We start from the raw sequence: 24,764 nt of genomic DNA on the forward strand, positions 1-24,764 counted from the left end.
GACGGTCGCGGAACCGAGCTCAGTACGTCGGAAAATCCGCCGTCGCGACGGCAAACCCGAAGTACGGCAGCGGGACCTCCTGTCCGAACACATACGCCGCGCGCGCCGTGTACTTCCCGGCCTTCGGTTCCGAGTTGACCGCGATCGTGCCCTGCCGTGGATCCACGATCAGATAGACCGGGATGTGCATGCGCGGATAGTCGCGCAGTTTGGCCTCCCAGTCGTTCTCGGGATTGGACCGCGACACGACCTCCACGGCGAGCTTCACGTCGGCGGCAGGGATGTGGTTCTCGACCGTCAGGAGGTCGTCCTCCGGGAAGACGCAGACATCGGGGTTGCGCCTCATCAGGTTCACCTCGTCGAGCACGTCCATCCCACCGTGCACCGCCATGCCCGCCCACTCGGCCCGCCCGGCGATCCCGTGCTCGATGCGCATCCGCAGCCGTCGCACGATGAACTCGTGAATCCCGGACCGGCCGGTCATCATCACGAGCGTGCCGTCGCTGATCTCGATCTTGTAGTTGGACGGCGCCCGCACACTGTCGGCGATTGCGGTCAGCCGGTCGAACTCCTCGCGACCCATCGGTTCATGGTAGATCGTGATCCGTCAGGGGCGGGGCGAGTCGGCTTCGGGAAGGGCTCGACGTGCGGGTGGGAGGCGGGGCGGTGGGGCGGTGAAGCGGCGGTCGGTACCGTGCCGGGATGAGTATTGCCGCGGTGATCGATTCCGCCGGACCTTGGCCCCGGACCGCTGCCGAGGCGCTCGCCGTGCAGGATCGCCTGCGTCCGCTCGTGGATGTGGTCGGGCCGGGACCGGCGCCGGCGGCGGTGCGTCATGTCGCGGGCCTGGACGTGGCCTACGCCGAGGACTCGGACGAACTGGCCGCCGCCGTCGTGGTGTTGGACGCGCGCACCCATGCCGTGGTGGAGCGGTCGGTCGTCTACGGCACCGCGAACTTTCCGTACGTCCCGGGCCTGTTCGCGTTCCGGGAGATCCCGGCCCTGGCCGCCGCGCTCGACCGGCTGGAGACCACGCCGGAGTTGCTCGTCTGCGACGGCCAAGGGCTCGCGCATCCACGCCGGTTCGGGCTCGCGTGTCACCTCGGCGTGCTGACCGGGCTGCCCTCGATCGGGGTCGGCAAGACGCCGTTCGTGGGCGTGTACGAGACCCCGGGGGAGCAGCGCGGTGAAGCCGCCGATCTCGTGCACGAGGACGACGTGGTCGGGCGCGTGCTGCGCACCCGGGACGGGATCAAGCCGGTGTTCGTGTCGATCGGGCACGGCGTCGACCTCGACACGGCGTGCGCGCACGTGCTGGCACTGACCTCGCGCTACCGCCTGCCCGAGACCACCCGCCAGGCCGACCAGGCCTGCCGGCAGGCGCTGAAGGACCGACCGCGGGAGCCCTGACGGCGAGTCGGCACCCGCACGCGAAAGAGCCCCCCGGTCCACCTGCGCAAGGTGGCCCGGGGGGCTCTTCGGTCACCGGCTCCCCAAGGGGGGAGGATGGGGAGCCGGCTGCTTATGGGTGGACTACTCCGAGGAGATCGCCCGCAGGACGTTCATCCGGGCCGCCCGGAAGGCCGGCATCACGGCGGCCAGCAGGCCGACCACCGCGGCCGCGATCACGATCGACACGATCGTGCCCCATGGGATCTCCAGCACGTCGAGCCCCTGCTTCGCGAGCAGTCGCTGCGCCCCGATGCCCCACGCCATGCCGAGCGCGAGCCCGACCAGTGCGCCGAACACCGCGATGACCATCGACTCCAGGCGGATCATCCGGCGGATCTGCCGGCGCGAGGCGCCGATCGCCCGCATCAGGCCGATCTCCCTGGTGCGCTCGACCACCGACAGCGCCAGCGTGTTGATGACGCCGAGGATCGAGATGATGATCGCGAGGCCGAGCAGACCGTAGATCATGTAGAGGAACGTGTCGATCTGCTTGCCGATCAGTTCCTTGTAGTCGCTCTGGTCGCGGGCCTCGACCTGCGGGAACGGGTCCAGCGACTTCTTCAGCGCGGCGCCGACCTTGGACGCGTCCTCACCATTGGCCGCGTTCACCATCATGATCAGGTACTGCACGCCCGGGACGGCCTTGCGCATCGTGTCGTTGGGGATCACGAGCGCGTCACCGGCACCGATCTCGGCGCCCTTGGCATCCTCGCGGATCGCGCCGACCTCGACCGTGGTCTTCGCGCCGTTGGGGAACGCGAGTTCCACCTTGCCGCCGAGGCCGAGCTTGTGGTCCTTGGCGTAGCCCTCGCTGACGATCGCCTTGCCCGCCGCGATGGCCGCGTCGCCCGATCCCTGGATGTACTTGGTCTTGAACGCGCCGTCCAGGCCGGTGTCCGAGCCGAGGACGAAGTCCTCGTTGGTCTTGCCGTCCGAGGTGATCTTCGCGCTGCTGATCGTCTGGGTGACGGTCTTGCCGATGCCCGGGGTCTTCTTCGCCGCCTCGACGACGTCCGCCGGGAAGGGGCTGCCCAGCGACTGAATCGTGTAGTCGGCGCCGAGGGTCTTGTCGATCTGCTTGTCGAACGAGGCCGACATCGACGAGGCCGCGACGGCCATGCCGCTCACGAGCGCGACACCGATCATGATGGCCGAGGCCGTGGCGCCGGTGCGGCGCGGGTTGCGCATCGCGTTCTCGCGGCTGAGCCGGCCCATCGAGCCGAACAGCTTCGGGTACCAGGCCGCGAGGGCCGGGATCACCGTGCGGGCCAGGAGCGGCGCGAGCACGATGAAGCCGAGCAGCGTGAACAGGACGCCCAGGCCCAGGAACGAACCGCCCTGACCGCCGTTCTCCGCCGTGGCCCCGGCGACGAGCGCGAGGGCGCCGAGGCCGAACAGGACGGCGCCGATGATCGAGCGGGTCTTGATCGACTTCTGCGGCGGCGCGCCGGCCTCGCGCAGGGCGGCCATCGGGGAGACCTTGCCCGCGCGGCGGGCCGGGACGTACGCGGCGATCACGGTGACAATCACGCCGACCAGGTAGGCGATGATCGGAGTGGCCGTCTTGATCACCAGGGACGTGCCCTTGAGGTTGACCCCGACCGCGCCGATCAGCGCCTTGAGCCCGACGGCCAGACCGAGTCCGGCCAGCAGGCCGAGCGTCGAGCCGACCACGCCGAGCAGGACCGCTTCAACCAGCACCGAGCGGTTGACGTCCGCCCGGCTCGCGCCGATCGCCCGCATCAGGCCCAGCTCACGGGTGCGCTGGGCGACGAGCATCGAGAACGTGTTGAAGATCAGGAAGATCCCGACCAGCACCGCGATGGCGGCGAAGCCGAGCATCGCGTACTTCATCACGTTCAGGAAGCCGCTCAACTGGTTGGCGTCGTCCTTGGCCTTCTCCGCGGCCGTCTTGACCTCGACGTCCGCGCCGAGCGCCTGCTGGACGTTCTGCTTGAGCTGGTCGTCGGAGACGCCATCGGCGGCGGTCACCGACACCGACGTGACCAGGTTCGGGTCACCGAGGAGCCGCTGCGACGCGGTCGCGGTGTCGAACGAGAGCAGTGCCGCGCCGGGGTTGGTCGTGGTGAAGGTCATGATGCCGCTGACCTTCACCGGGAACGTGCCGACGGGTGCGATCACCCGCAGCTCGTCACCGATCTTCACCTTCTTCTTGTCGGCCGTGTCGGCGTCGATCATCACCTCGCCCGGGCCCTTGGGCTCGGCACCGCTGGTGATCTTGACCGGCGTCCGGTCGGTCTCGAACCAGTCCGTCGCGATCGTGGGCGCGCCCCCGGACGGCCCCACGGACTTGTTGTTCTTGTCGACGACGGTGATCGACTCGAGGTCGACGCCACCGTGCGCCTGCTTGACGCCCTCGACCTTGGCGATCTTGTCGACGAGCGACTTCGGCAGGGTCGGGGTCTGCCCCGTCATCGCGAGGTCGTCCTTGTCGAACTCGGACTTGGGGGATACCGAGACATCCGAGGCCGTGGACTTGAACAGGTCGTCGAAGGTCTTGGTGATCGTGTCCGTGAACACGAGCGTGCCGGACACGAAGGCGACCGAAAGCAGCACCGCCAGGGCGGAGAGCAGCATGCGGCCCTTGTGGGCCAGGAAGCTGCGGAACGTGGCTTTCAACATGGTGGTGGTCTCCGCCTGCTTCAGCTGGTCCGGGCGCCGTCGAAGCGCTTCATGCGCTCCAGGACCGCGTCGGACGTGGGACGCAGCATCTCGTCGACAATGCGACCGTCTGCAAGGAACAGGACCCGGTCCGCGTAGGACGCCGCGTTCGGGTCGTGGGTGACCATCACGATGGTCTGGCCGAGCTCGTTGACGCTGCGCCGCAGGAAGCCGAGGACCTCGGCGCCGGAGCGCGAGTCGAGGTTGCCGGTCGGTTCGTCGCCGAAGATGATCTCGGGCCGGCTGGCGAGCGCGCGGGCACACGCCACGCGCTGCTGCTGGCCGCCGGAGAGCTCGCTCGGGCGGTGCTTGAGGCGGTCGCGCAGGCCGACGGTCTCGATCACGTTGTCGAGCCACTGCTTGTCGGGCTTGCGCCCGGCGATGTCCATCGGCAGCGTGATGTTCTCGAGCGCGGTCAGCGTCGGGAGCAGGTTGAACGCCTGGAAGATGAAGCCGATGTTGTCGCGGCGGAGCTTGGTGAGCGCCTTGTCCTTCAGCCCGGTGATCTCGGTGTCGCCGATCCAGCTCTTGCCACTGCTCACCGAGTCCAGACCCGCGAGGCAGTGCATCAGGGTGGACTTGCCCGAGCCCGAGGGACCCATGATCGCGGTGAACTGCCCGCGACCGATCGAGACATCCACGTTGTCGAGAGCGACAACTCGGGTCTCGCCTTCGCCGTACGCCTTCGTGAGCTGCTGCGCGCGGGCGGCGATGGTGCCCCGGGAGTCCGCGTCGGTCATGGCAGCCGTGGCCGTGGTCACGAGTCTGTCCCCCAGTGAGGTGAAAGAGATGGCGCGCCCCGCGTTTGCAAGTGCACAGCTTCACCGTATGGGGAAGGAGGCCGCACCGAATCGTCTGCAAGGGAGAGTCGCGGGTCCTACGCAGGGAGGAGCCGGGCTACGCCGTACGACCCGTCCCCCGAGGGGAGCCCCGTACCGATGAGGTACCTCTCGAACCGAAGTGGACCACCCGTCACGCTCTGTAGGCGTACTCCATGCGAACGATCCGCATCTGCGACGGCGTTCCCGGATTGTCGCTTCCGAGTCGGCGTGCACCCCGAGTCGCGGCCCCGTCAGCCTTGCGGTGGACCCGTCGGGTCGCGGTGGTTGGCCACGATCGCGGCGCCGATTCCGGCCACCGCGCGGCGCAGGTTCGGCGGTGCCACGGCCTCCACTTCCGCGCCCAGCATGACCAGTTGGCCCACCGCGATCTCCTCCGACTCGGCCCGCAGCCGCATTTCACGCCAACCGGCCGGGTCGGGCGGTCCGGCCGAGGCGATCGCGTCGGCGGCGACGACCGGGCCGAACACCCGGTGCAGATGCGCCCATCCGGACGATGACACCCGGATCACGCACGCGAACCGCATCAGTGACCGTGCGAAGTCGTCGCTGCTGCGCGTCCACCACGTGCCGAGGTCGAACCCGTCGGGGCGCTCGAAGCGCTCGGGCCGGGCGGTCGCGGCCGTGATCCGCGAGACCCGGTAGCTGCGGATGTCGGTGCGGTGCCGGGCGACCAGGTACCAGACGCCGGCCTTGAGCACGAGGCCGAGCGGGTCGAGCCGGCGGGCCACCTCGCGGTCGCGGCGGGCGTATCGCAGGTCGAGCCGACGGCCGTTCCACACCGCCGTGGCGATCTCGGTCAGGTGCGGGACCCGCTCGTCGGCGGCGAACCAGCTGGGCGCGTCGAGGTGGAAGCGCTGCCGGACCCGGCCCGCACGCGTGCGCAGGTCGGCCGGGAGCGTGGCCATCACCTTGGTCTGCGCCGCGACGAGCACGGTGTCCAGGCCCAGCGCGTCGGCCGCGTGCGGCGCGCCGGACAGGAACAGGGCGGCCGCCTCGTCTCCGGTGAGCCCGTCGAGCCGGGTCCGCCAGCCCTCCACCAGGCGGATCCCGCCGTGCGGCCCGGTCTCGGTCCACAGCGGCACGCCGGACGCCTGCAACGCGGCGACGTCGCGGTACACGGTGCGGATCGACACCTCCAGCTCGGTCGCGAGTTGGGCGGCGGTCGCGCCGCCGCTGCGGTTTTGGAGGTGCAGCAGGAGTGCCACGAGTCGGCCTGAGCGCATGACCCGAAAATATCCCGGAATCCCTGACAGCGGCTGTCAGGGATTCCGGGGCACGATGTCCGTATGACGAGTTGGGCGGAGTTCGAGAAGGTCGAGCCGGAGTTCGCGGCGACGGTGCGCGAGCGATTCGGGATGTACAAGCACCACGTGCTCGGCACGCTGCGTGCGGATGGGTCGCCGCGACTGAGCGGCCTGGAGGTGAACTTCCGGTTCGAGGAGATGTGGCTCGGCATGATGCCGGGGTCGCTCAAGGCTCGCGACCTGCTGCGTGACCCGAGGTTCTCGATCTTCGCGAACCCCGGCGAGGGGGCCGAGCTCGAACACGGTGACATCCGGGTGAGCGGGCGTGCGGTCGAGGTCGTGGACGCGGAGGTGAAGGATCGGTTCGCGGAGTCGGCCGGGGCGCCGGTGCCGTTTCATCTGTTCCGGGTGGAGTTGGGAGAGGTGAGTGGCTTCGGGGTCGAGGGCGAGGAGATGGTCGTTCGGGTGTGGCGGTGGGGGGCGCCGGTTCGGACGATTCGGCGGGGGAACGATGAGGCTCCGGCGCGGGTGGAGGGGTGACGGGGGTGGCCTCAAACGCCGGCCGGGCTGTTTGGCCTCAAGCGCCGGCCGGGCTGGACTGACCCGGCCTTCGGCCGAGGTGGCCTCAAGCGCCGGCCGGGCTACTTGGCCTCAAGGGCCGGCCGGGCTGTTTGGCCTCAAGCGCCGGCCGGGCTGGACTGACCCGGCCTTCGGCCGAGGTGGCCTCAAGCGCCGGCCGGGCTGGACTGACCCGGCCTTCGGCCGAGGTGGCCTCAAGCGCCGGCCGGGCTACTTGGCCTCAAGGGCCGGCCGGGCTGTGGATTGCTCGGCCGGGCGGTGAGGTGCTCGGTTGGGTGGTTCAGGCGTCGGTTGTGTTGGTTGGAGTGTTGCCTCGGGTGAGGGTGAGGGTTCGGGTGATGCCGAGCGCGGTCAGGAAGGGTTGGTCGTGGGTGGCCAGCAGGAGGGCGCCCTTGTAGGCGTGTAGGGCCTGTTCCAGTTGGTGGACGGAGGCCATGTCGAGGTTGTTCGTGGGCTCGTCCAGGACCAGGAGTCTGGGGGCGGGCTCGGCCGAGAGCAGGGCGACCAGGACGGCTCGGAAGCGTTCGCCGCCGGACAGGGTGCCGACCGGTTGTGCGGGGCGGTCGCCCTTGAACAGGAAACGGGCGAGTCGGCCGCGCAGCTGCTCGTCGGACGCGCTCGGCGCGAAACGCCGTACGTTCTCCAGCACGCACGCGTCCTCGTCGAGGATGTCCAGCCGCTGCGGCAGATAGCGCACGCCTTCCACGTCGACCCGCACCGTCCCGCGCGCCGGCGCGTCGAGGCCGGTCAGCAGCCGCAGCAGGGTGGTCTTGCCCGACCCGTTGTCGCCGACGAGCGCGATCCGCTCGGGGCCGCGCACGATCAGGTCGACACCGTCCGGGCCGTACAGGTCGTCTGCGGTGTTCACGCCCTCCAGCGTCAGCACCGTGCGCCCGGCCGGCACCTCGGTCTCGGGCAGCTCGATCCGGATCTCCTTGTCCTCGCGGACCGCGTCCTGGGCGTCGGTCAGTCGGGTGCGCGCATCGTCGAGGCGGTCCTCGTGCATGCCCTTGTACTTGCCCGCGGAGACCTCCGCGGCCCGCTTGAGGTTGCCCGCGACAATCTTGGGCACGCGCTTCTCGATCGCGGCCTTGCGCCCGCTTCGCAGCCGGCGCGCGAGTCGTACCTGGGCCTCGGCCAGCTCCTTCTTCTGCTTGCGCAGATCGGTCTGCGCGGTGCGCACGAGCCGCTCGGCGGTCTCGCGCTCCTGGGCCAGGACTTCCAGATACGCCGTCAGATTGCCGCCGTACGTGCGGGCCCGGCCCGGGAGCAGTTCCACGATCCGCTCGACGAGGTCGAGCAGCGCGCGGTCGTGGCTGACCACCACGAGCACGCCCGGATAGGTGCGCACCGCGTCGTACAGCCGCTCGCGCGCGGACCGGTCGAGGTTGTTCGTCGGCTCGTCGAGCAGCAGCACATCGGGGCGGCGCAGCAACTGCGCGGCGAGCCCGAGCAGGATCGCCTCGCCGCCGGACAGCGTGCCGACCGTGCGGTCGAGGTCGACGTGCGGCAGGCCGAGCCGGTCGAGTTCGCCGCGGGCGCGCTCCTCGACGTCCCAGTCGTCGCCGACCGCCTCGAAGTGCTGTGCGTCGACGTCGCCGCTCTCGATCGCGAGCAGCCCGGCCCGCGCCTCGGCGATCCCGAGCACGTCGTCGACGCGCCGGTCCGCGTCGAGCGGCAGGTGCTGCGGCAGGTAGCCGACGTCGCCGATCGCGGCGATCGATCCGCCGGCGGGTCGGAGCACGCCGGCGATCAGTTTGAGCAGGGTCGACTTCCCGGCGCCGTTGACGCCGACGAGGCCGGTACGGCCCGCGCCGATGGCCACGTCGAGGCCCTCGAACATGGGGGTCCCGTCGGTCCAGGCGAAGGACAGATCGGAGCAGACGATCGCGGGGGATGGGGTCGGAAAGGACATGAGGCAGCTCCCGGGTACGCGTGGTGAACGGATCGCGTGGGACACCGCGCGGCGGTTCGGGAGGGGCCGGACACGAAAAATCGTCCGGGATGGCCACGCCGAGGTCGGAACGCGACCGCGAGCGCACATGGGCTCGAGCGGCGCGATGTCCAGGACCTCAGATGCGCAAGGGACCATCCAGACGGACGACAATGTGACTCCGGAATTTTAGCGTGGGCTGCCGATGGGCCCAAGCGGTTTATTGGGCGCCCGAGGGATCGCCCTGGGTGCGGCCCGGGGCCGGCGCTCGAAGGGGTGGGCGGCGGCCGTGGTGGGCACGGTCCGGCTGAGGTGGCCTCAAGCGCCGGCCGGGCTATTTGGCCTCAAACGCCGGCCGGGCTGGATTGGCTGGGTCTTCGGTTGGGGTGGCCTCAAGCGCCGGCCGGGCTATTTGGCCTCAAACGCCGGCCGGGCTGGATTGGCTGGGTCTTCGGTTGGGGTGGCCTCAAGCGCCGGCCGGGCTATTTGGCCTCAAACGCCGGCCGGGCTGGATTGGCTCGGTTTTCGGTTGGGGTGGCCTCAACGTCGGGCTGATTCTGGTTGGCTTTGAGCCGGATGGTGGTAATAGTTCATTCCTTGTGGTGGTTGTGATTGTTTGTGGTGCATGTCGTGCTTCGGGTTGTGTGTGGGGGCGATTTAGCCTGCTGTGGATTTCCATCCCATTTATCAGGCTTTGGGGTATTCGTGCGATCATCCCGCGGCGCGGCCGTGCTTGTTTTGCTCGTGGCGGTGGTCGTTGCCATCGGCTTCGTCGTGTTCGCCGGTGGGTCCGGCGACGAGGAACAGAAGGCGGCGGCTCCCGCCCAGGCTCCGAAGGGGCAGGCCGGGCAGGAGCGGCAGGGGCCGGTCACCCTGATCGGGGACGGGTCGACCTCCGATTCGGGCGCGCAGCCCGGGCGGCTCAAGCCGGAGCGGCTCGCGCCGGGCCAGACCCCGCCGCAGTTCATCGTCTTCTCGTGGGACGGCGCCGGCGAGGACGACAAGCGGCTGTTCTCGCACTTTCGTCAGGTGGCCAAGGAGAGCAAGGCCAAGATGACGTTGTTCCTCTCCGGCGTGTACATCCTGCCGGAGGCGAAGAAGGCCAAATATCACCCGCCGCACAAGCCGATCGGGGCGTCGGACATCGGCTACCTCGAAGACGACCACCTCAGGATGACGATCGAGCAGCTCGGCGCCGCCTGGAACGAGGGCCACGAGATCGGCACGCACTTCAACGGCCACTTCTGCGGGCCCACCGGCGGCGGCTCGTGGTCGGCCGACGACTGGCGCAGCGAGGTCGAGCAGGCCAAGTCGTTCGTCAAGAACTGGAAGACCAACACCGGCTGGACCGACCTGCCTGCGCTCCCGTTCGACTACGACAAGGAGCTCATCGGCGGGCGGGCGCCGTGCCTGGAGGGTCAGAAGGCGTTGCTCGACGCCGCGCCCTCGCTCGGTTTCCGCTACGACGCGAGTTCGCCCGGTGGGCGCCAGGTGTGGCCGACCAAGGTGAACGGTGTGTGGGACCTGCCGCTCCAGCAGATCCCGCTGCCGGGGCGCAAGTTCGAGGTCCTGTCGATGGACTACAACGTGATGTTCAACCAGTCGCGCACGGTCAAGGGCGACCCCGCCAAGTTCAAGGAGTGGGAGGAGCAGGCGTACGCGAGTTACATGGCCGGCTATGAGCGCGCCTACACCGGCAACCGGGCGCCGCTGATGATCGGCAACCACTTCGAGGGCTGGAACGGCGGCATCTACATGAAGGCCGTCGAGCGCACCATGCGCACCGCGTGCGTGCGACCGGACACCAAGTGTGTGACCTTCCACGACCTCGTGGACTGGCTCGACGCGCAGGACCCGGCCGTCCTCGCCAAGCTCCGCACCTACGACATCGGCGCCAAGCCGGACTGGGCGACGGTGGCCTCGTCCGGCAGCCAGGGGGTCGCCATCCGCGACCGCTACTGAGCACCTCGTCCCCGGGCGCCGGACGGGCGGGCATCGGCCCGTTCGGTGCCGGGGGCGAACAGGGGGTCAGGCGCCGTGGTGCCGGCGGTCCTCACGGAGGAGTTCCGGGAGCGCCACCGCGCCCGACCCGTACTGGCTCACCACGTCGTCCGGGTTGGAGATCCGGCAGCGCTTCATCGAGAGGCAGCCGCAGCCGATACACAGTTCGAGGCCGTCCCGCAGCCGGATCAGCGCCTCGATCTCCTCGTCCAGCCGCCCGCGCCAGGCCCGACTGATCTTCGCCCAGTCGGCCGGCGTGGGCGTTCGGCCCTCCGGGAGCCTGCCGAGCGCCTCGCGGATCTCCTCCAGCGAGAGCCCGATGTTCTGCGCCGCGCGGATGAACGCCAGCCGCCGCAGGATGTGCCGCTCGTAGCGCCGTTGCCCGCCCGAGGTCCGGGTCGCGCCGATCAGCCCCTCGGCCTCGTAGTACCGCAGCGCGGACGCGGCGAATCCGCTGCGCGCGGTCATCTGACCGACTGTCAACAAGTCCGTTCCGGTGAGCACGCTTTCCCCTGGAGTCGTCTTGACCTGAAGTGCACTTTAACTTGCAGTGTAGAGGAGCAACCCATCACCGGGTGGGGTGTGGATTCCCCTGGAGACACCATGCCTGTCGCTCTCATCACCGGCGCCTCCCGCGGCCTCGGCCTCGCCTTGGCCCGATCCCTCGCCGCACGCTCGTGGACCCTCGTCGTCGACGCCCGCGTCGGGTCCGACCTGGACCGCGCCGCGGTCGAACTGCGCGGCCTCGGCGCCGACGTCATCGCGGTCGCGGGTGACGTGTCCGACCCCGCGCACCGCCGCGAACTGCACGACGTGGTCCGCGAGGCCGGACGCCTGGACCTGCTCGTCAACAACGCGAGCGTGCTCGGCCCGAGCCCGATGCCGGGCCTGGCCGACTACCCCGTGGCCGAGCTGGCCCGGGCCTACGAGGTCAACGTCCTCGCGCCGCTCGCCCTCGTCCAATCGACCCTGCCGCTGCTCGTCGCCGCCGGTCGCGGCGCGATCGTCGACATCAGCTCCGACGCCGCCGTCAACGCCTACACCGGCTGGGGCGGCTACGGCTCCACCAAGGCCGCGCTCGACCACGTCACCGCCACGCTGGCCGCGGAACAGCCCGACCTGGACGTGTACGCGTTCGACCCGGGCGACATGAACACCGTCCTGCACCAGGACGCCTTCCCGGGCGAGGACATCTCCGACCGGCCCGACCCCGCGACCGTGGTGCCCGCGCTGCTTCGGCTGCTCGACGAGCGCCCGGCGAGCGGCCGGTACACCGTCGGCGACCTCGCCGCGGTGGTGACCTCGTGACCACGCTGGTCGCCCGCGAGGCGACCGAACCGGCCGAGGCGCGCGGGCTCGCGCGGGACGGGATCCGGCTGCTCGTGCACGCGGGCGGGCGGGTCGAGCACACCGTCTTCCGCGACCTCGGGCGCCACCTGGGCCCCGGCGACCTGCTCGTGGTCAACACGTCCGCGACGCTGCCGGCCGCCGTGGACGGCTATCGCGCCGACGGCTCGCCGGTGACCGTGCACTTCGCCACCCGGCTCGACGCCGACACGTGGGTGCTCGAACTGCGGCACACCGACGGTACGCCCGGCCCGGTCCCGGGCGTGCGGCGGTTCGAGGCGGTCCGCTTCCCCGGGACCGGGTGCGGCATGGCGCTGCTCCTGGAGCCGTACCCGCACGAGCACACGCCCCAGCGGCTGTGGAAGGCGCGGATCACCGTTCCGCACGCTCGGGTCGAGACCTTCCTGGCCGATCGCGGCCGACCGATCACCTACTCCTACATGCGCGAGCGCTGGCCGCTGACGGCCTATCAGACGGTCTTCGCGCGCGACGAGGGCAGCGCCGAGATGCCCAGTGCCGGGCGTCCGTTCACGAACGAGCTCGTCGTCGACCTGATCACGCGCGGCGTCACGATCGCGCCGATCGTGCTGCACACGGGGGTGTCCTCGCAGGAGACCGCCGAGCTCCCGCTGCGCGAGTGGTTCGCCGTCTCCCAGGGCACGGCCGATCTGGTCCGCCACGCGCGCCGGGTGATCGCGGTGGGCACCACGGTCACCCGGGCGCTGGAGTCGGCCGTCGGGCCCGACGGCGAGATCGCCGCCGCGAGCGGCTGGACCGACCTGATGCTCGGGCCGGACCGGCCGGCCCGCGTGGTCGACGGGATCGTCAGCGGCCTGCACGCCCCCGAGGCCACCCACCTGCTGCTCCTGGAGGCGGTGGTGGGTCCCGAGGCGGTCCGCAGGGCGTACGACGAGGCGTACGCCGAGGACTACCTATGGCACGAGTTCGGGGACAGTTCCCTGCTGCTTCCCTGAACCGCCCGGTGGCAGGTCCCGCCGGGAGCGCACCCACCACAGCACGATCACGCTCGCCACGGCCGCCACGGCGCACCACGTCGACGCGAAGGAGCGGAACCACAGGCGCATCGTGACGGCCGCGCCGACGGCGCACACCAGGCCCAGCACCCGCAACAATCGATCCCGCGCCAGCAACAGCGACCCCAAGGTCGCGACGAGATACCCCGCGATCAGCCACGGGGCTGCCGGTATGCCCACGGAATAGCGCACGGTGTTGCCGCAGATCTCGGCGTTCACCGGCCCCGACGCGACCGCGTGGGTGAGCGCGCCGCAGACCACCAGGCCGAGCAGGACCAGGAACGTGGTCCGGACCCGCTCGCGGCCGCGTTCGAGGGGCCACTGCGCGGCCAGCACGGCGAGCGGCACGAAGGCGGGCAGCAGGGGAAACGCGAGCACCGCCCACGCCTCGCGCGCCAGGTCGGCGGTGCCCGCCGACACGGCGCCCTGCTCGCCCTTCCAGACCACGGACTCGATGAGCTGGTGGGCGCCCAGCACGACCGGCAGCAGCGCCATCGGCAGGTCGTTGATCCGCCGCACCGACGCGACGCTCGCGACACCCACGGCGGTGATGACGCCGCCCATCACGAGATCAGCCTCAGCGCTCCAACACACGGGTGCCTCGTCTCGCCACGGAAGGGGTGCTCCGCCTCAGGCGTACCCCTCGTCAATGTGTTCAACAGTTCATACGCTCATTCGGGCGCAGTCCGCAGCGTGGTTTCCGTCACGCATCGGTGTAGTGCACACGTACCGCCGGCTGACCCGTGTAGTTGGGCCCGGCGCTGTCGTCGGCGCCCAGGTAGCGGTACGGGAACGCGACCTCCCGGGCGCCGCGCAGAGTGATCCGCCGGCGTTCGGCATCGTAGGCGAAGCCCTGGCGGCGCAGTTCGCCCGGTACGTCGTCGGCGGCGATCCCGGCCGCGTCGAAATCCGCGACGAACAGGCCGGTGGGGGTCAGCCAGGACGCGATCCGGGCGAGCAGGCCGAGTCGGTCGCCCACGTAGTGCAGCCCGTGCACGCACGTGACGAGGTCGTAGCGCCGCGCCGGACGCCACTCGGTCGCGTCGGCGGCGACCAGGTCGAGCCCGGCCGGCCGGACGGCGGGCACGAAGAAGTCGACCAGGTCCACGCCGGTGATCCGCACCCCCTCGGCGCGCGGGTCACCGGCCGCCTCGATCAGCGCGCGGCCGGAGCCGCAGCACAGGTCCAACCACGCGTCGCCCGCGACCAGTCGGGACAGCGGGTCGAAGCCCAACTCGCGCTCGTAGCTGTTGACCCCGCGCAGACCCCGCTCGCGGTTCATCGCGTTGTTGGCGACGACCGCGGACCGGGTCAGCGCGAACGCGTCGAGCAGCGGCGGGTCCTGATGGGGCGTCATGCGGAAATAGAACCACTGTGCGAGCGCTTCCCCGGCGCGCCACCTAGTTGCCGGCGGTCCACTGCTCCCAGGTCAGGTTCCACGCGCCGTAGCCGTTGTCGGCCTTGACCGGCTTCTCCGCGTTGCCGGTGACCTGGACGATGTCACCGCGGATCGAGCGCTCGTAGAACCACTTGGCGTTCTCCTCGGCCATGCTGACGCAGCCGTGGCTGGTGTTGGCGCTGCCGAAGGTGCCGGGCAGGGCCCACGTGTTCGCGTGCAGGAACGTGCCCGACGTGGTGATCCGCATCGCGTAGGGCACGGCCGGCTGGTTGTACTCGTTGCCCAGGCCGACGGTCTGCGAGTTCATGTCGAGCGTGCGGTAGCGCTCCTGCATCACCATGATCCCGTTCCACGTCGTGTACTTGGGGTCCTCGCCCGCGGTGATCGGGATCGTCTTGACCACCTGGTCGTTCTCGGAGACCGTCATCGTGTGCTTGTCGGCGTCCACGACGGCGATCCGCTTGGTGTCCGAGATCTTGAACGAGAAGCTCTTGTACTGCTTCGACATCACGCCGCCGCCGAGGTCCACGCCGCGCAGGTTGAGGTCGACCTTCACCTGGGTGCCGGTCGCCCAGTAGTCCTTGGGCCGCCACTCCACGCGGGAGTTCCCGAACCAGTGCCAGGCGCCGTCGACCGCCGGGGTCGCGGTCACCTTGATCGCGTCCTGGACGGCCTTGTGGTTCTTGACCGGCTCGTCGAACGTGATCGAGACCGGCTGGCCCACGCCGACCGTGGAGTCGGCGTCGGGCATGAACGTCGCGGTGGCCGCCTGCGTGGGGTTGAGCACGGTGAACACCGACGTCGCGGTGGTCGGCTTGTTGTCGGCGTTCGTCGCGGTCGCGGTCACCGTGTACTTACCGCCGTACATGAACGGGACCTTCGGCTTCCACGCGTTGCCCGTCAACGCGCCGTCCACCACCTCGCCGCCCGCGTTGACGACCTTGACCTCGGTGGCCTTGCCGCCCTCGACGGCCACCGTGACCGGCGTGCCGGGCTCGACCCCGGTGGCCTTGTCGGTCGGCGTCAGGGTGACCGTGGCGGCCTCGGCCGGGCCGTTGCGGTTCTCCCCGGCGACCTTCTCGCCGCCCGGCGTCTTCTTCGCGTCGTCCTTGTTGCACGCGCCGGTCAACAGCAGCGAGGACGCGACGATCGCGGCGACGCCGATGCGGCGGCTGGTTCCAGACATGTGACAGATCCCCCGTACTCGACCGGCAGGTGCGTTCACCTGATGGACGCCGCAGGGGCTGCCTGCGTTGCGCGGGGGACCTGTGACCGGAATCTCAGCCGAGGGCCGGAACCGCGGCGGGCCGGCCGTGGATCACTGCTTCGTCGCGCTCGTGGCCAACCACTGGCTCCAGGACAGGTTCCACGCGCCGTAGCCGTTGTCGGCCGAGACCGCGCGCTCCTTGGAGTTGATCACCTTGACCACGTCGCCGCGGTCCGCGTGGTCGTAGAACCACTTGGCGTCCTCGGGCGGCATGCTCACGCAGCCGTGACTGGTGTTGGCCCGGCCGAACGGCGGATTCTTCTTGTCGTACCAGTAGTTGCCGTGCACGAACGTGCCCGAGGTGCTGATCCGGACCGCCCACGGGACGTCCGCGATGTCGTACTCCTTGCCCAGGCCCACGGTCGCCGAGTTCATCCGGGTCTTGGTGTACTTCTCCTGGACCACCATCACCCCGCCCCACGTGTCGTACTTGGGGGACTCGCCGGTGGTGACCTTGATGGTCTTGACGACCTTGCCGTTCTCGGTCGTCGTCATCGTCTTGGTGGCCGCGTCGACGGTGGTGATCCGGGCGATGTTGCTGATCGCGAAGTTGAAGCTCTTGTACTGCTTGGAGCCCGCGCCGCCACCGAGGTCGGCGCCGCGCAGGTTGAGGTCGACCTTCACCTTGGTGCCGGCCTTCCAGTACTCCTTGGGCCGCCACTCGACGCGGGTGTTCCCGAACCAGTGCCACGCGCCGCTCACCGCCGGCGTCGCGGTGACCTTCATCGCCTTCTCGGCCTCGGCCTTGTTCGCGATCGGGCGGTCGAAGCGCACCGAGACGGGCTGGCCCACGCCGACGGTCCCCCCGTCCGGGAAGATCGTCGCCGTCACCTCCTTGCCCAGCGTCTGGGTGGTGAACTTGGTGGAGACGGTGGTCGGTTGGTTGTCCTGGTTGGTCGCCGTCGTGCTCACCGTGTACACGCCACCGGGCGTGAAGGGGACCTTCGGCTTCCAGGACTTGCCGTCCTCGGCGAGCGTGCCGTCGACGGCCTCGCCCCTGGCGTTGACGACCTTGACCGCGGAGAGCTTGCCGCCGTCGACCGCGAAGGTCAGCGGGTCGCCGAGGTCGACACCGGTCGCGCCGTCCTCCGGAGTGACGGTCACCTGGGGCGCGGCGCCCTTGGCCTGCTCCTCGGGCTTGCCCGACTCGGCACCCCCGGTCGCGCCGCCCGAGGTCGGGGAGACCTTCGACTCGCTGCCCGCGTTGCTCGTCTTGTCGCCCTTGTCGTCGCCGCCCATCAGCCCGCAGGCCCCCGTGAACAGGATCGCGCCGGCGACCAGAACAGCCGGGACGGTGCGCCGTCGCATCGCTTTACCTGCCACGTTTCCGGATTCCCTTCACAACGGGTCGAAAGATGGAGGCCGCGCGATGCGAGTCTCCGCATCATTGACTCTCCCGGGGGGTTACAAGTTGCTCTCGGATGGATGTGATGTGTGTCTCGTGCCGGGCGGGACGGCTCGGGCGGCGGCGGGCGCGTGCCGGTGGCGGGCGCCCATGGAGCAGGAACGACATGCCGAGCAGGACACGGATTCCGGGCCTGCGCCCGGGTACGCCGGCCGCTCGTGCGGCGAGCGGGACACGCGCCGAGCCGGGACCGGCAACCTCGCCGGGACCTTGCGCGGACGACGCCGGCAAAGATATATGGCGCGCGGACGCGATCGCGGGCGGAAAGTCGGGACGCATGCCCCCGAAAGGTGTGCTGTCGCGACCCGGCCCGAGCCGCTGCTCGGGCCGCCGGCCGCGCTCCCGCCGCTTTCCCCGCGCCGCGCGCGATCCTCGGCGGACGGACGGAGTTCGACCGGGTCCGTTACGCCGAATGAGGCGAAGTTCGACGAATCGAGCGGGGGTTCGAACCCGGAGCCGGGATCGGGAAGGACCGCAGCAGGGGGTGCTCGTCCCGCATGGTCCGGTAGAGCGGGTAGGGATCGGCCGCGAACGCGGGCGAAAGTATGTCGGGTACGTCCGGGGCGGTCACCGAATCCCCTTGTCCACCGACGCGGACGAAGATCGTTTACAAACCGCTCCAGGCTATGGATCCGACAACCCGGGGTCCATCCCGCCGCCCGGCGGCGGCCCGGATATGCCTGCGAGGGGCGGCCGGAAATCTCTTTCGAACAATTGTTCCAGGAGAGTCGGGGGACTCCCGTCGCCTTTGTGTCGACGCCGTGTAATTCACCTGCGGAAACGGGGAAACGCCGAAACGGCGATGGGGCCCTCGGTATGAACCGAGGGCCCCATCGCCATTCGCAAGGTGCGCCGCCAGGGACTCGAACCCCGGACCCGCTGATTAAGAGTCAGCTGCTCTAACCAACTGAGCTAGCGGCGCTTGCGTTGCGTGGGAAACATTAGCAGGGGTCGGCGGTGATCGAAAATCGACACCCTCGGAAGGGCGCCGGGGGCGCACGGGGAGTGTTTCGACGGCGCACAAGGTCCCTCGTAGGACTTCTTTGAGGACACCGGGAGGACGCCCTTTTCCAGACATCCGCAAAGAGGTCCCCCAGCCCGTCTCACGGCGGGTACCGTCGGCATCACAGCCTGCAGAGCACACCGCACGTCGTAACCGGGAGGGCCGATGGCCATGCGGCAGGGGGCCGGTCCTTCGTCCGGGAATGTCCGGCTCAAGGCCCTGCGGCACTCCCATGGTTGGGTCTCCCAGCAGCAGTTGGCCGACGCCTTCGAGAAGAAGGCGCTCGAATGCGGTCTGCGGCTCGGGGTCAGCGTCCGACAGGTGCGCCGCTGGGAAAGCGCCGAGCCACCCTGGCCGACCCCCGATTATCAACAGGTCCTGCAAGCCTTGTTCGAGCGGCCGCTCACCGATCTCGGTTTCACCCCGCCGTGGCAGGCCGAGCTGGACGAGTACGGCGAGGGTTTCACGGAGGCGCCAACCGCGGTCGAGCAATCGCCCGCGCCGCCGGCGATCCCCGCGCCCGCTCGGGAAACCGGGCGGGCGCCCACACGCGGGGAGTACGCCGAATACGGCGAGGCCCGGGTCCGCCGACTGCCACCCGCGCCCGGCGGGCCGGTCGGCGGGGCCATGGCCGCACCGCTGCGCATGGTTCCCGCGCCACATCGACACGTGCCGCCGCCGCGCTCCGGACCGGTCCCGCCGCCCGGCCCCGTGCCCCCTCCCGGCCCCGTGCCCCCTCCCGGGCCGGTGCCCCCACCCGGACCGGTCCCACCCCCCGGACCGGCGCCCACCCCCGCGCGCTCCCCGTTCGACATCGGGCCGACCGTGGTCGGCGGCCGACGGCTCGAAGGCAATGCGCCCCGCGGTCTGCCGGTGCGCCCACCCCTGCACGCGATCGGACCGGCCGCGGCCGCGGCCGAGCCGCCGAGCACGACGCTGGAGATCGCCACCCCCGCGGTGCTGCGGCAACTGCTCAGGGACAGCCCCGACCCGGGCCCGCTGGCCGTCCCGATGCACTCGCGCATGGGCCAGCTCACCGTGGTCGGCGCCGACCAGTACGCGATGCTCACCCGCACCTACCGGCAGATGTACTGGGTCGCCCCCGCCGCGATCGCCTACCCGTCCGTGATCGCGCACGTCCGGCTCGGCACCCAGCTGCTCAACGCGCCCGGACCGGCCCGTGCCCGCCGGATCCTGGGCGCGTCGCTGGCCGAGACCGCCATGCTCGCGGGCCGGATGGCGTTCTTCGACCTCAGCCGCCCGCGCGACGCGCAGGACCACTACCTCGTCGCCTACCGCGCGGCCAAAGAGGCCGGCGACAGCCTGCTCGCCGCCGCGGTGCTGACCCACACCGCGTTCATCCCGGCGTTCGACGCGGCGCCCGCCGCAGCCGAGGACATCCTCGACTTCGCGCGCAAGACGGCCACCCGCGGGGCGCCGATGGTGATGCTCGCGTGGTTCGACGCCGTGCAGTCCGAGTTCGAGTCGTTGCGCGGCACCCCCGAGCGCGGGCTGCACCTGCTCGACCGCGCCGAGGACCTCCTGTGCCATCCCGACAACACCCCGACCCCGCCGTGGCTGGACTTCTTCGATGCCTCCCGGCTGTGGGGCTTTCGCGGCAAGACCGAGCTCACCGCGCACCGGATGGACCAGGCCCAGGGCTCGCTCAACGACGCGCTGGAGAACCTGCCGGCCAACGGCGACAAGCAGCGCGCGGTGATGTACGCCGACCTCGCCGAGGCGTCCTTCCAGGCGGGCGACGTGGACGCGACGTGCGGCCGGCTGTTCCAGGCGATCGACATGCTGCGCGTGCACTGGTATTCGATGGCGATGGACCGGGTGCGGCTCACCCGCAAGCAGTTGGAGCCGTACAAGAACTCCGTGGCGGTCCGACAACTCGACGAGGCCCTGGAATCCTTCACCGAACTCGCGCCCACCGACGATGCCGGCTTCGTGGCCCTGCCCGCGGCGGACATCGACACCGACTGAATTCGTCCTGTCGGACGCATGGTCCACACTGACCCGGGACCGGACGGTTCATCGAGGAAAGCCGTACACGAGACATGCGCACGACGGGTACGACCGGCGCCATCGCCACCACACTGGAGCAGTTGCGCGGCGAACTGCCCACGCGCAACCACAACGCCCGGACGGTGGCCGCGCTGGCCGCCAACCCCGGCTGCGCCCGACGCGGCGTCCTGGACGCCGCCGGCATCGAGAAGACCGTGCTCGCCGACCGGCTGGGCTTCCCGGCCCGGTACGGGCGCTCGCCCTTCGCGATCGGCCGGGGCAACGTGTTCGAGGCCCGGGTCAAGGCGGACGGCGGGCGGGAGCTGCGCCGGCTGCTCGCGGAGACCCTGGGCGCCGACCCCGACGGCGGCGAACTGGTCGACGTCGACGACGAGAGCCGCGGCCGGCCGAGCCGCGAGGAGCGGGTGGCCCGCACCCGCGAGGCCCTCGCCCGGGCCGCGCGCGGCGACGGGGACGCGTGCGCGATCCTCGACCACCCGCTGCTGCCGCTGGACGTGGCCGGGCAACGGGCCTACCTGGAGCCCGACGCGATGGCCTGCCGGGTCGCCGGCCGGCTCTACGTGGTCGAAATCAAGTCATTCGCGATCATCGACGGGTCGGCCGACCCGGGCAAGCTCGCCTCCGCCGCGCGACAGGCGGCCGTATACGTCCTCGCGCTCCGCAGGCTCGCTCGCGAGCTCGGGCTCGACGAGGACATCGTGGCCACCGACATCGTGCTGGTGTGCGCGCAGGACTTCTCGAACCGCCCGGTCGCGGCCGTGCTCGACGTGCGACGCGAACTCGCGACCACCCGGCGGCGGTTGGCCCGGCTGTCGGGCGTCGAGGAACTCCTCGGCGAGCTGCCGGGCGGTCTGACCTTCGACATCGACGGCGACGCGCGCGGGGCGGCGGTCGCGCGGGTGCCCGCCGCGTACGTGCCCGACTGCCTGTCCGCGTGCGAACTCGCGCTGTTCTGTCGGGACGAGGCCCGTACCTGCGGCACCGGCGGCGGCACCGTCGGCACGCTTGGCACCTCGGTGCGCGGTGCGCTCGGTGGGATCGAGGACATCGGCACCGCGCTCGCGCTCGCCGACGGCACCCGCGCGGCCGAGCCCGGCCAGGAGGACGTGGCCAGGCTGCTCCGCCGGGCCGAGGCGCTGCGTCGCGAGGCGCTCGGCGGCGTCGCGTGAGCGCGGTCGCCGCGCTCGGCCGACTGCGCGCCGCCGCGACCGGGCGGGCCCAACCGGCGGCGACCGTACGGCATCGGCATCTGTCGGCGCGGCCCGTGGTGCTGGTGCCCTACGTGCTCGCCGGCGAGGCGTTCGCGCCGCTGGCCGTCCTGGTGGGGACCGACCCCGCCGAGCCGCGTCTGCTCGCCGTTCCGCAACCGCGTGACCGCGACCGGCGGTTCGCGCACGCCGCCGAGCTGGCCGGGCGACTGCTGCCCTACCTGGGCGAGTTCGCGGCGGAGACCGAGACGATCGAGCGGCGCGCGGACGACCCGTACGAACGCGCCGTGGACGCGCCGCAGGTGCTGGTACCGACCGCGGGCGGCGTCGAATACCTGCGCCTGCTCGGCCGGTCGACGCGATTCCGCAGCATCGAGGGCGAGTACGCGGTGGCCCCGGAGGTGCCGCTGCTCGGGCGCTGGAGCACCTACCTCGCGGACCGGGCCGGGGTGCCCGGGTCGAGCCTGCTGCTGGCGATGACCGACCTGCTCACCCAGGCGTGGGCGACCGGGCAGAGCGCGATGGAGGACGGTGACCTCGCGGCACTGCTGGCCTGGATCGACCCGCCGGCCGGACAGCGCGGGGACGAGGCCGCGCGGGCCGTGGAGGGCGGACCCACCGCCGGGCCCGCGACCGACCCCGCGTTCGACGAACGGCTCGTACCGCTGATCACCGCGTTCGACGAGGCCGTCGACACCCAGGCCGAGAAGCCCGCCGAGGCGGCGATCCGGGACGCGCTGGCCGCCGAGCTGATGCCGACCTGGCACCGGATGTGGCGCGGCGTCGAACTGCTCGGCGCGCTGCCCGCCGGCGCGTCGGTGGCCGGGCGCTGGGAGGCCGACCGGGCGTCGTACAGCTTCTTCACCGCCGACCTCGCCGACCCCGAGTCGCGCCCGCAGCCGCGCGTGCCCGGCGCGGTGTCGGCGGCGGCCCAACTCGCCACCCGGGAGCGGGCCCAGGCCCGACTGGACGCCGAACAGGTGCGCGACGACCCGCTGTTGATGGCGGCGGTCCGGCTCGCGGGCGAGGCGTTCCGCGGCGACCTGGTCGCGGTGGACGCCGAGCGGATGGTCGCCGAGCCCGGCAAGAAGACCGCGCGCCCGCGTCCGATGCTGACCTTCGACACCGACGACGAACCACTGTTCGGGCCCGGAACCGACCTCGAATGCGTCGAACGCCCGGAGGCGAAGGCTCGGGTGCTCGACACCGGCCCCGGCCGGGTCGTGCTCGAACTGCGCGGTGGGATGGGCGGCGGCAAGGTGCCCAAGCCCGGCAGCGTGCCGGAGGTCGGCGAACTGCTCTGCTGGACCTCGCTGATCGCCGAGTTCCGGCGCAGCCCCGAGTGGCCGGCGGTGGAGGACACCCCCTGGACGCACGGCGGACCGCCGCCGGTGCCGCCGGACCCCGCGGCCGCGGCCGCGCCCGAGGTGGACGACGACGCGTTGGAGGAGTGGTCGTGACGGCCGCGAGGCTCGGTGTTTCGCAGGGTGCCGTTCCACCGGGTGACCCGGCGGCGCTCGCGGCGGCCGCGACCGACGCCGTGCTGGCCGACCTCGGTTCGGGCGCGCACCGCGGCGTCGTGGTCGACTCGCCGCCCGGCGCGGGCAAGTCGACGCTCGTGGTCCGGGCGGCGGGGGAGTTGGCCGCGTCGGGTGAGCGGCTGATGATCGTGGCGCAGACCAACAACCAGGTCGACGACCTGCTGGTCCGCCTGGTCGAGGACCATCCGGAGCTGTTGGTGGGCCGGTTGTCGGCGACCGGATATCGGCTGCCGCCCGCGCTGGTGGGCACGGCGGTGGTGAACGCCGAGAAGGCCGAGGCGCTCGACGCGTGCGCGGTGGTCGTGGCGACCGCCGCGAAGTGGGCGCTCGTGCGGGACCGGCGCTGGCCGTGGGCGATCGTGGACGAGGCGTACCAGATGCGCTCCGACGCGCTGTTGCTGGTGGCCCGGCTGTTCGATCGGGCGCTGTTCGTGGGTGATCCCGGGCAGCTGGACCCGTTCGCGACCGTGGACACCTCGCGCTGGCACGGGCTGACGTACGACCCCTCGCAGAGCGCGGTGGTCGTGCTTCGGCGACACAACCCGGACCTGCCCGTGCATCGGCTGCCGGTGTCGTGGCGGTTGCCCGCGAGCGCGGCGCCGCTGGTGTCCGAGGCGTTCTACCCGTTCACGCCGTTCCGGTCGGGCACCGGGCCCGGCGACCGGGTGCTGCGGTTCGAGGCGGCGCGCGGACACGACGCCTACGACGAGGTCGTGGACGTGGCGGCGGAATCCGGTTGGGGGCTCCTCGAGTTGCCCGCGCGGTTCACGGCGACGGCCGACGAGGAGGCGGTACGGGCGGTGGCGACGCTCGCCGCGCGGCTGGTGGCCCGGGGCGGGACGGCCTTCGGTGAGCGGACCCCGGGCGGCGTGCCGCTGGACGCGTCCCGGATCGCGATCGGGGTCAGCCACCGGGAGCAGCGCTCGCGGGTGGAATCGGCGCTGCGGGAGCTGGGGGCGGCGGACATCGTGGTCGACACGGCGAATCGGTTGCAGGGCCGCGAGTTCGACGTCACGGTGGTGCTGCATCCCCTGTCGGGGCGGCGGGATGCCACCGAGTTCCACCTGGAGACGGGGCGCCTTTGTGTGTTGGCGTCGCGGCATCGGCATGCGTGTTTGGTCGTGGCGCGGGCCGGGATTCCGGACTTGCTCGATGCGCATCCGTCTGCGGAGCCGGTGCATCTTGGGGTGCCCGTGAACTTCCCTGACGGGTGGGAGGCCAATCAGGCGGTTCTGGCCGAACTGGCCTTGCACCGGGTCGGGTTGTCCTCAAACGCCGGACGGGCTTGAAAGGTGGCCTCAAGCGCCGGCCGGGCTGGGTGGCCTCAAGCGCCGGCCGGGCTATCTGGCCTCAAACGCCGGCCGGGCTTCTTGGCCTCAAACGCCGGCCGGGCTATAGGGAGCCCGGCCGGCGATTGAGGCCCCTACTCGCCTCGCTCGGTCAGGAGGCGGCGGCCGTGTTCGATCATCTTGGCGGTGTACTCCTCGCCCCACTCTGCGCGGGCCGCGATTTGGGCCGTCGTCAGGTGGTCGAACCGGCTCGGGTCCGCCATGCGTGCGGCGGCCATGGCCTGGTAGTCGACCGCCTTGTCGGCCGCCGCGCGAAACGCCTCGGCCAGGTCCGTGGAGCGCGTCAGCACTTCCTGGGGATCGGTCAGATCGTCCAGGTCGAAGAAGCGTTCGTCGGGCGGTTCGGGCACCGAGGGCTCGAACAACAGCGGCGCGGGCCGCATGCGGGGCTTGCGCGACTCGGACGGCATGCGCGAATTCCTTCCGACGGTGCAGACGTGCTGACGA

The 24,764-nt window shown here is 71.0% G+C and carries 20 protein-coding genes and 1 tRNA gene; 9 read left to right on the forward strand and 12 right to left on the reverse strand.

The window, feature by feature from the left end; translation table 11 throughout:
* Window positions 1-19: 19 nt before the first annotated feature.
* Complete coding sequence (locus OG928_RS22085) at window positions 20-583, reverse strand: Uma2 family endonuclease (protein WP_406286442.1); 564 nt, start codon at window positions 581-583, stop codon at window positions 20-22.
* A 119-nt stretch (window positions 584-702) separates the two neighbouring features.
* Between OG928_RS22085 and OG928_RS22090 the strand changes: the two genes are divergently transcribed.
* Complete coding sequence (locus tag OG928_RS22090; RefSeq protein WP_406286444.1) at window positions 703-1,410, forward strand: endonuclease V; 708 nt, start codon at window positions 703-705, stop codon at window positions 1,408-1,410.
* 123 nt (window positions 1,411-1,533) lie between these two features.
* Here the strand turns inward: OG928_RS22090 and OG928_RS22095 are convergent, their stop codons facing one another.
* The 3 genes from OG928_RS22095 to OG928_RS22105 form a co-directional block, all read right to left on the reverse strand.
* Complete coding sequence (locus OG928_RS22095; protein ID WP_406286446.1) at window positions 1,534-4,095, reverse strand: ABC transporter permease; 2,562 nt, start codon at window positions 4,093-4,095, stop codon at window positions 1,534-1,536.
* Between the two features lie 20 nt (window positions 4,096-4,115).
* A complete protein-coding gene (locus tag OG928_RS22100; protein WP_406291124.1) occupies window positions 4,116-4,874 on the reverse strand; it encodes an ABC transporter ATP-binding protein in 759 nt (252 codons plus the stop codon).
* Between the two features lie 332 nt (window positions 4,875-5,206).
* Window positions 5,207-6,199 (reverse strand): helix-turn-helix transcriptional regulator, encoded by a 993-nt coding sequence (locus tag OG928_RS22105; protein ID WP_406286447.1) that lies wholly within the window; start codon window positions 6,197-6,199, stop codon window positions 5,207-5,209.
* 63 nt (window positions 6,200-6,262) lie between these two features.
* Between OG928_RS22105 and OG928_RS22110 the strand changes: the two genes are divergently transcribed.
* Window positions 6,263-6,760 carry a pyridoxamine 5'-phosphate oxidase family protein gene (locus OG928_RS22110; protein ID WP_406286449.1) on the forward strand — a complete coding sequence of 166 codons (498 nt, stop codon included), beginning with the start codon at window positions 6,263-6,265 and terminating at the stop codon, window positions 6,758-6,760.
* Window positions 6,761-7,079: 319 nt separating this feature from the next.
* On the opposite strand, the gene OG928_RS22115 is transcribed toward OG928_RS22110, so the two are convergent.
* Window positions 7,080-8,714 carry an ABC-F family ATP-binding cassette domain-containing protein gene (locus tag OG928_RS22115; RefSeq protein ID WP_406286450.1) on the reverse strand — a complete coding sequence of 545 codons (1,635 nt, stop codon included), beginning with the start codon at window positions 8,712-8,714 and terminating at the stop codon, window positions 7,080-7,082.
* Between the two features lie 768 nt (window positions 8,715-9,482).
* Here OG928_RS22115 and OG928_RS22120 point away from each other — a divergent pair.
* Window positions 9,483-10,694, forward strand: a complete 1,212-nt coding sequence (locus tag OG928_RS22120) for a hypothetical protein (protein ID WP_406286452.1) — start codon at window positions 9,483-9,485, stop codon at window positions 10,692-10,694.
* A gap of 66 nt (window positions 10,695-10,760) precedes the next feature.
* On the opposite strand, the gene soxR is transcribed toward OG928_RS22120, so the two are convergent.
* Window positions 10,761-11,237: a redox-sensitive transcriptional activator SoxR gene (gene soxR, locus OG928_RS22125; RefSeq protein ID WP_406286454.1), complete on the reverse strand. Its 477-nt coding sequence runs from the start codon at window positions 11,235-11,237 to the stop codon at window positions 10,761-10,763.
* Between the two features lie 99 nt (window positions 11,238-11,336).
* On the opposite strand from soxR, the gene OG928_RS22130 reads away from it, so the two are divergent.
* The gene (locus OG928_RS22130; protein WP_406286456.1) at window positions 11,337-12,041 is read left to right on the forward strand and encodes an SDR family NAD(P)-dependent oxidoreductase; all 705 of its coding nucleotides are present in this window, start codon (window positions 11,337-11,339) and stop codon (window positions 12,039-12,041) included.
* Window positions 12,038-13,054, forward strand: a complete 1,017-nt coding sequence (locus tag OG928_RS22135; RefSeq protein WP_406286458.1) for an S-adenosylmethionine:tRNA ribosyltransferase-isomerase — start codon at window positions 12,038-12,040, stop codon at window positions 13,052-13,054. The genes OG928_RS22130 and OG928_RS22135 overlap by 4 nt, the downstream gene beginning before the upstream one ends.
* Here the strand turns inward: OG928_RS22135 and OG928_RS22140 are convergent.
* From OG928_RS22140 to OG928_RS22160, 5 genes are all read right to left on the reverse strand, one after another.
* Window positions 13,013-13,708, reverse strand: coding sequence for a DUF6629 family protein (locus tag OG928_RS22140; RefSeq protein WP_406286461.1), 696 nt, complete (start codon window positions 13,706-13,708; stop codon window positions 13,013-13,015). The two genes, OG928_RS22135 and OG928_RS22140, sit on opposite strands and share 42 nt — an antisense overlap.
* A 109-nt stretch (window positions 13,709-13,817) precedes the next feature.
* A complete protein-coding gene (locus OG928_RS22145) occupies window positions 13,818-14,471 on the reverse strand; it encodes a class I SAM-dependent methyltransferase (RefSeq protein ID WP_406286463.1) in 654 nt (217 codons plus the stop codon).
* Window positions 14,472-14,514: 43 nt separating this feature from the next.
* Window positions 14,515-15,699, reverse strand: a complete 1,185-nt coding sequence (locus tag OG928_RS22150; protein WP_406286465.1) for an Ig-like domain-containing protein — start codon at window positions 15,697-15,699, stop codon at window positions 14,515-14,517.
* Window positions 15,700-15,831: 132 nt separating this feature from the next.
* Window positions 15,832-17,088 (reverse strand): Ig-like domain-containing protein, encoded by a 1,257-nt coding sequence (locus tag OG928_RS22155; RefSeq protein ID WP_406286467.1) that lies wholly within the window; start codon window positions 17,086-17,088, stop codon window positions 15,832-15,834.
* A 945-nt stretch (window positions 17,089-18,033) separates the two neighbouring features.
* A tRNA-Lys gene (locus OG928_RS22160) sits at window positions 18,034-18,107 on the reverse strand.
* A 246-nt stretch (window positions 18,108-18,353) separates the two neighbouring features.
* Between OG928_RS22160 and OG928_RS22165 the strand changes: the two genes are divergently transcribed.
* The 4 genes from OG928_RS22165 to OG928_RS22180 all read left to right on the forward strand — a co-directional run bounded on the left by OG928_RS22165 (window position 18,354) and on the right by OG928_RS22180 (window position 24,257).
* Window positions 18,354-20,177 (forward strand): hypothetical protein, encoded by a 1,824-nt coding sequence (locus OG928_RS22165; protein ID WP_406286468.1) that lies wholly within the window; start codon window positions 18,354-18,356, stop codon window positions 20,175-20,177.
* Window positions 20,178-20,251: 74 nt separating this feature from the next.
* Window positions 20,252-21,388 (forward strand): hypothetical protein, encoded by a 1,137-nt coding sequence (locus OG928_RS22170; protein ID WP_406286470.1) that lies wholly within the window; start codon window positions 20,252-20,254, stop codon window positions 21,386-21,388.
* Complete coding sequence (locus OG928_RS22175) at window positions 21,385-22,887, forward strand: hypothetical protein (RefSeq protein ID WP_406286471.1); 1,503 nt, start codon at window positions 21,385-21,387, stop codon at window positions 22,885-22,887. Before OG928_RS22170 ends, OG928_RS22175 begins: the two co-directional genes overlap by 4 nt.
* Complete coding sequence (locus OG928_RS22180) at window positions 22,884-24,257, forward strand: helicase (protein ID WP_406286473.1); 1,374 nt, start codon at window positions 22,884-22,886, stop codon at window positions 24,255-24,257. The genes OG928_RS22175 and OG928_RS22180 overlap by 4 nt, the downstream gene beginning before the upstream one ends.
* Before the next feature lie 134 nt (window positions 24,258-24,391).
* Here the strand turns inward: OG928_RS22180 and OG928_RS22185 are convergent, their stop codons facing one another.
* Window positions 24,392-24,727 (reverse strand): hypothetical protein, encoded by a 336-nt coding sequence (locus OG928_RS22185; RefSeq protein WP_406286476.1) that lies wholly within the window; start codon window positions 24,725-24,727, stop codon window positions 24,392-24,394.
* Window positions 24,728-24,764: the final 37 nt, after the last annotated feature.

The organism is Embleya sp. NBC_00896, from assembly GCF_045207785.1.
Taxonomy (GTDB): domain Bacteria; phylum Actinomycetota; class Actinomycetes; order Streptomycetales; family Streptomycetaceae; genus Embleya.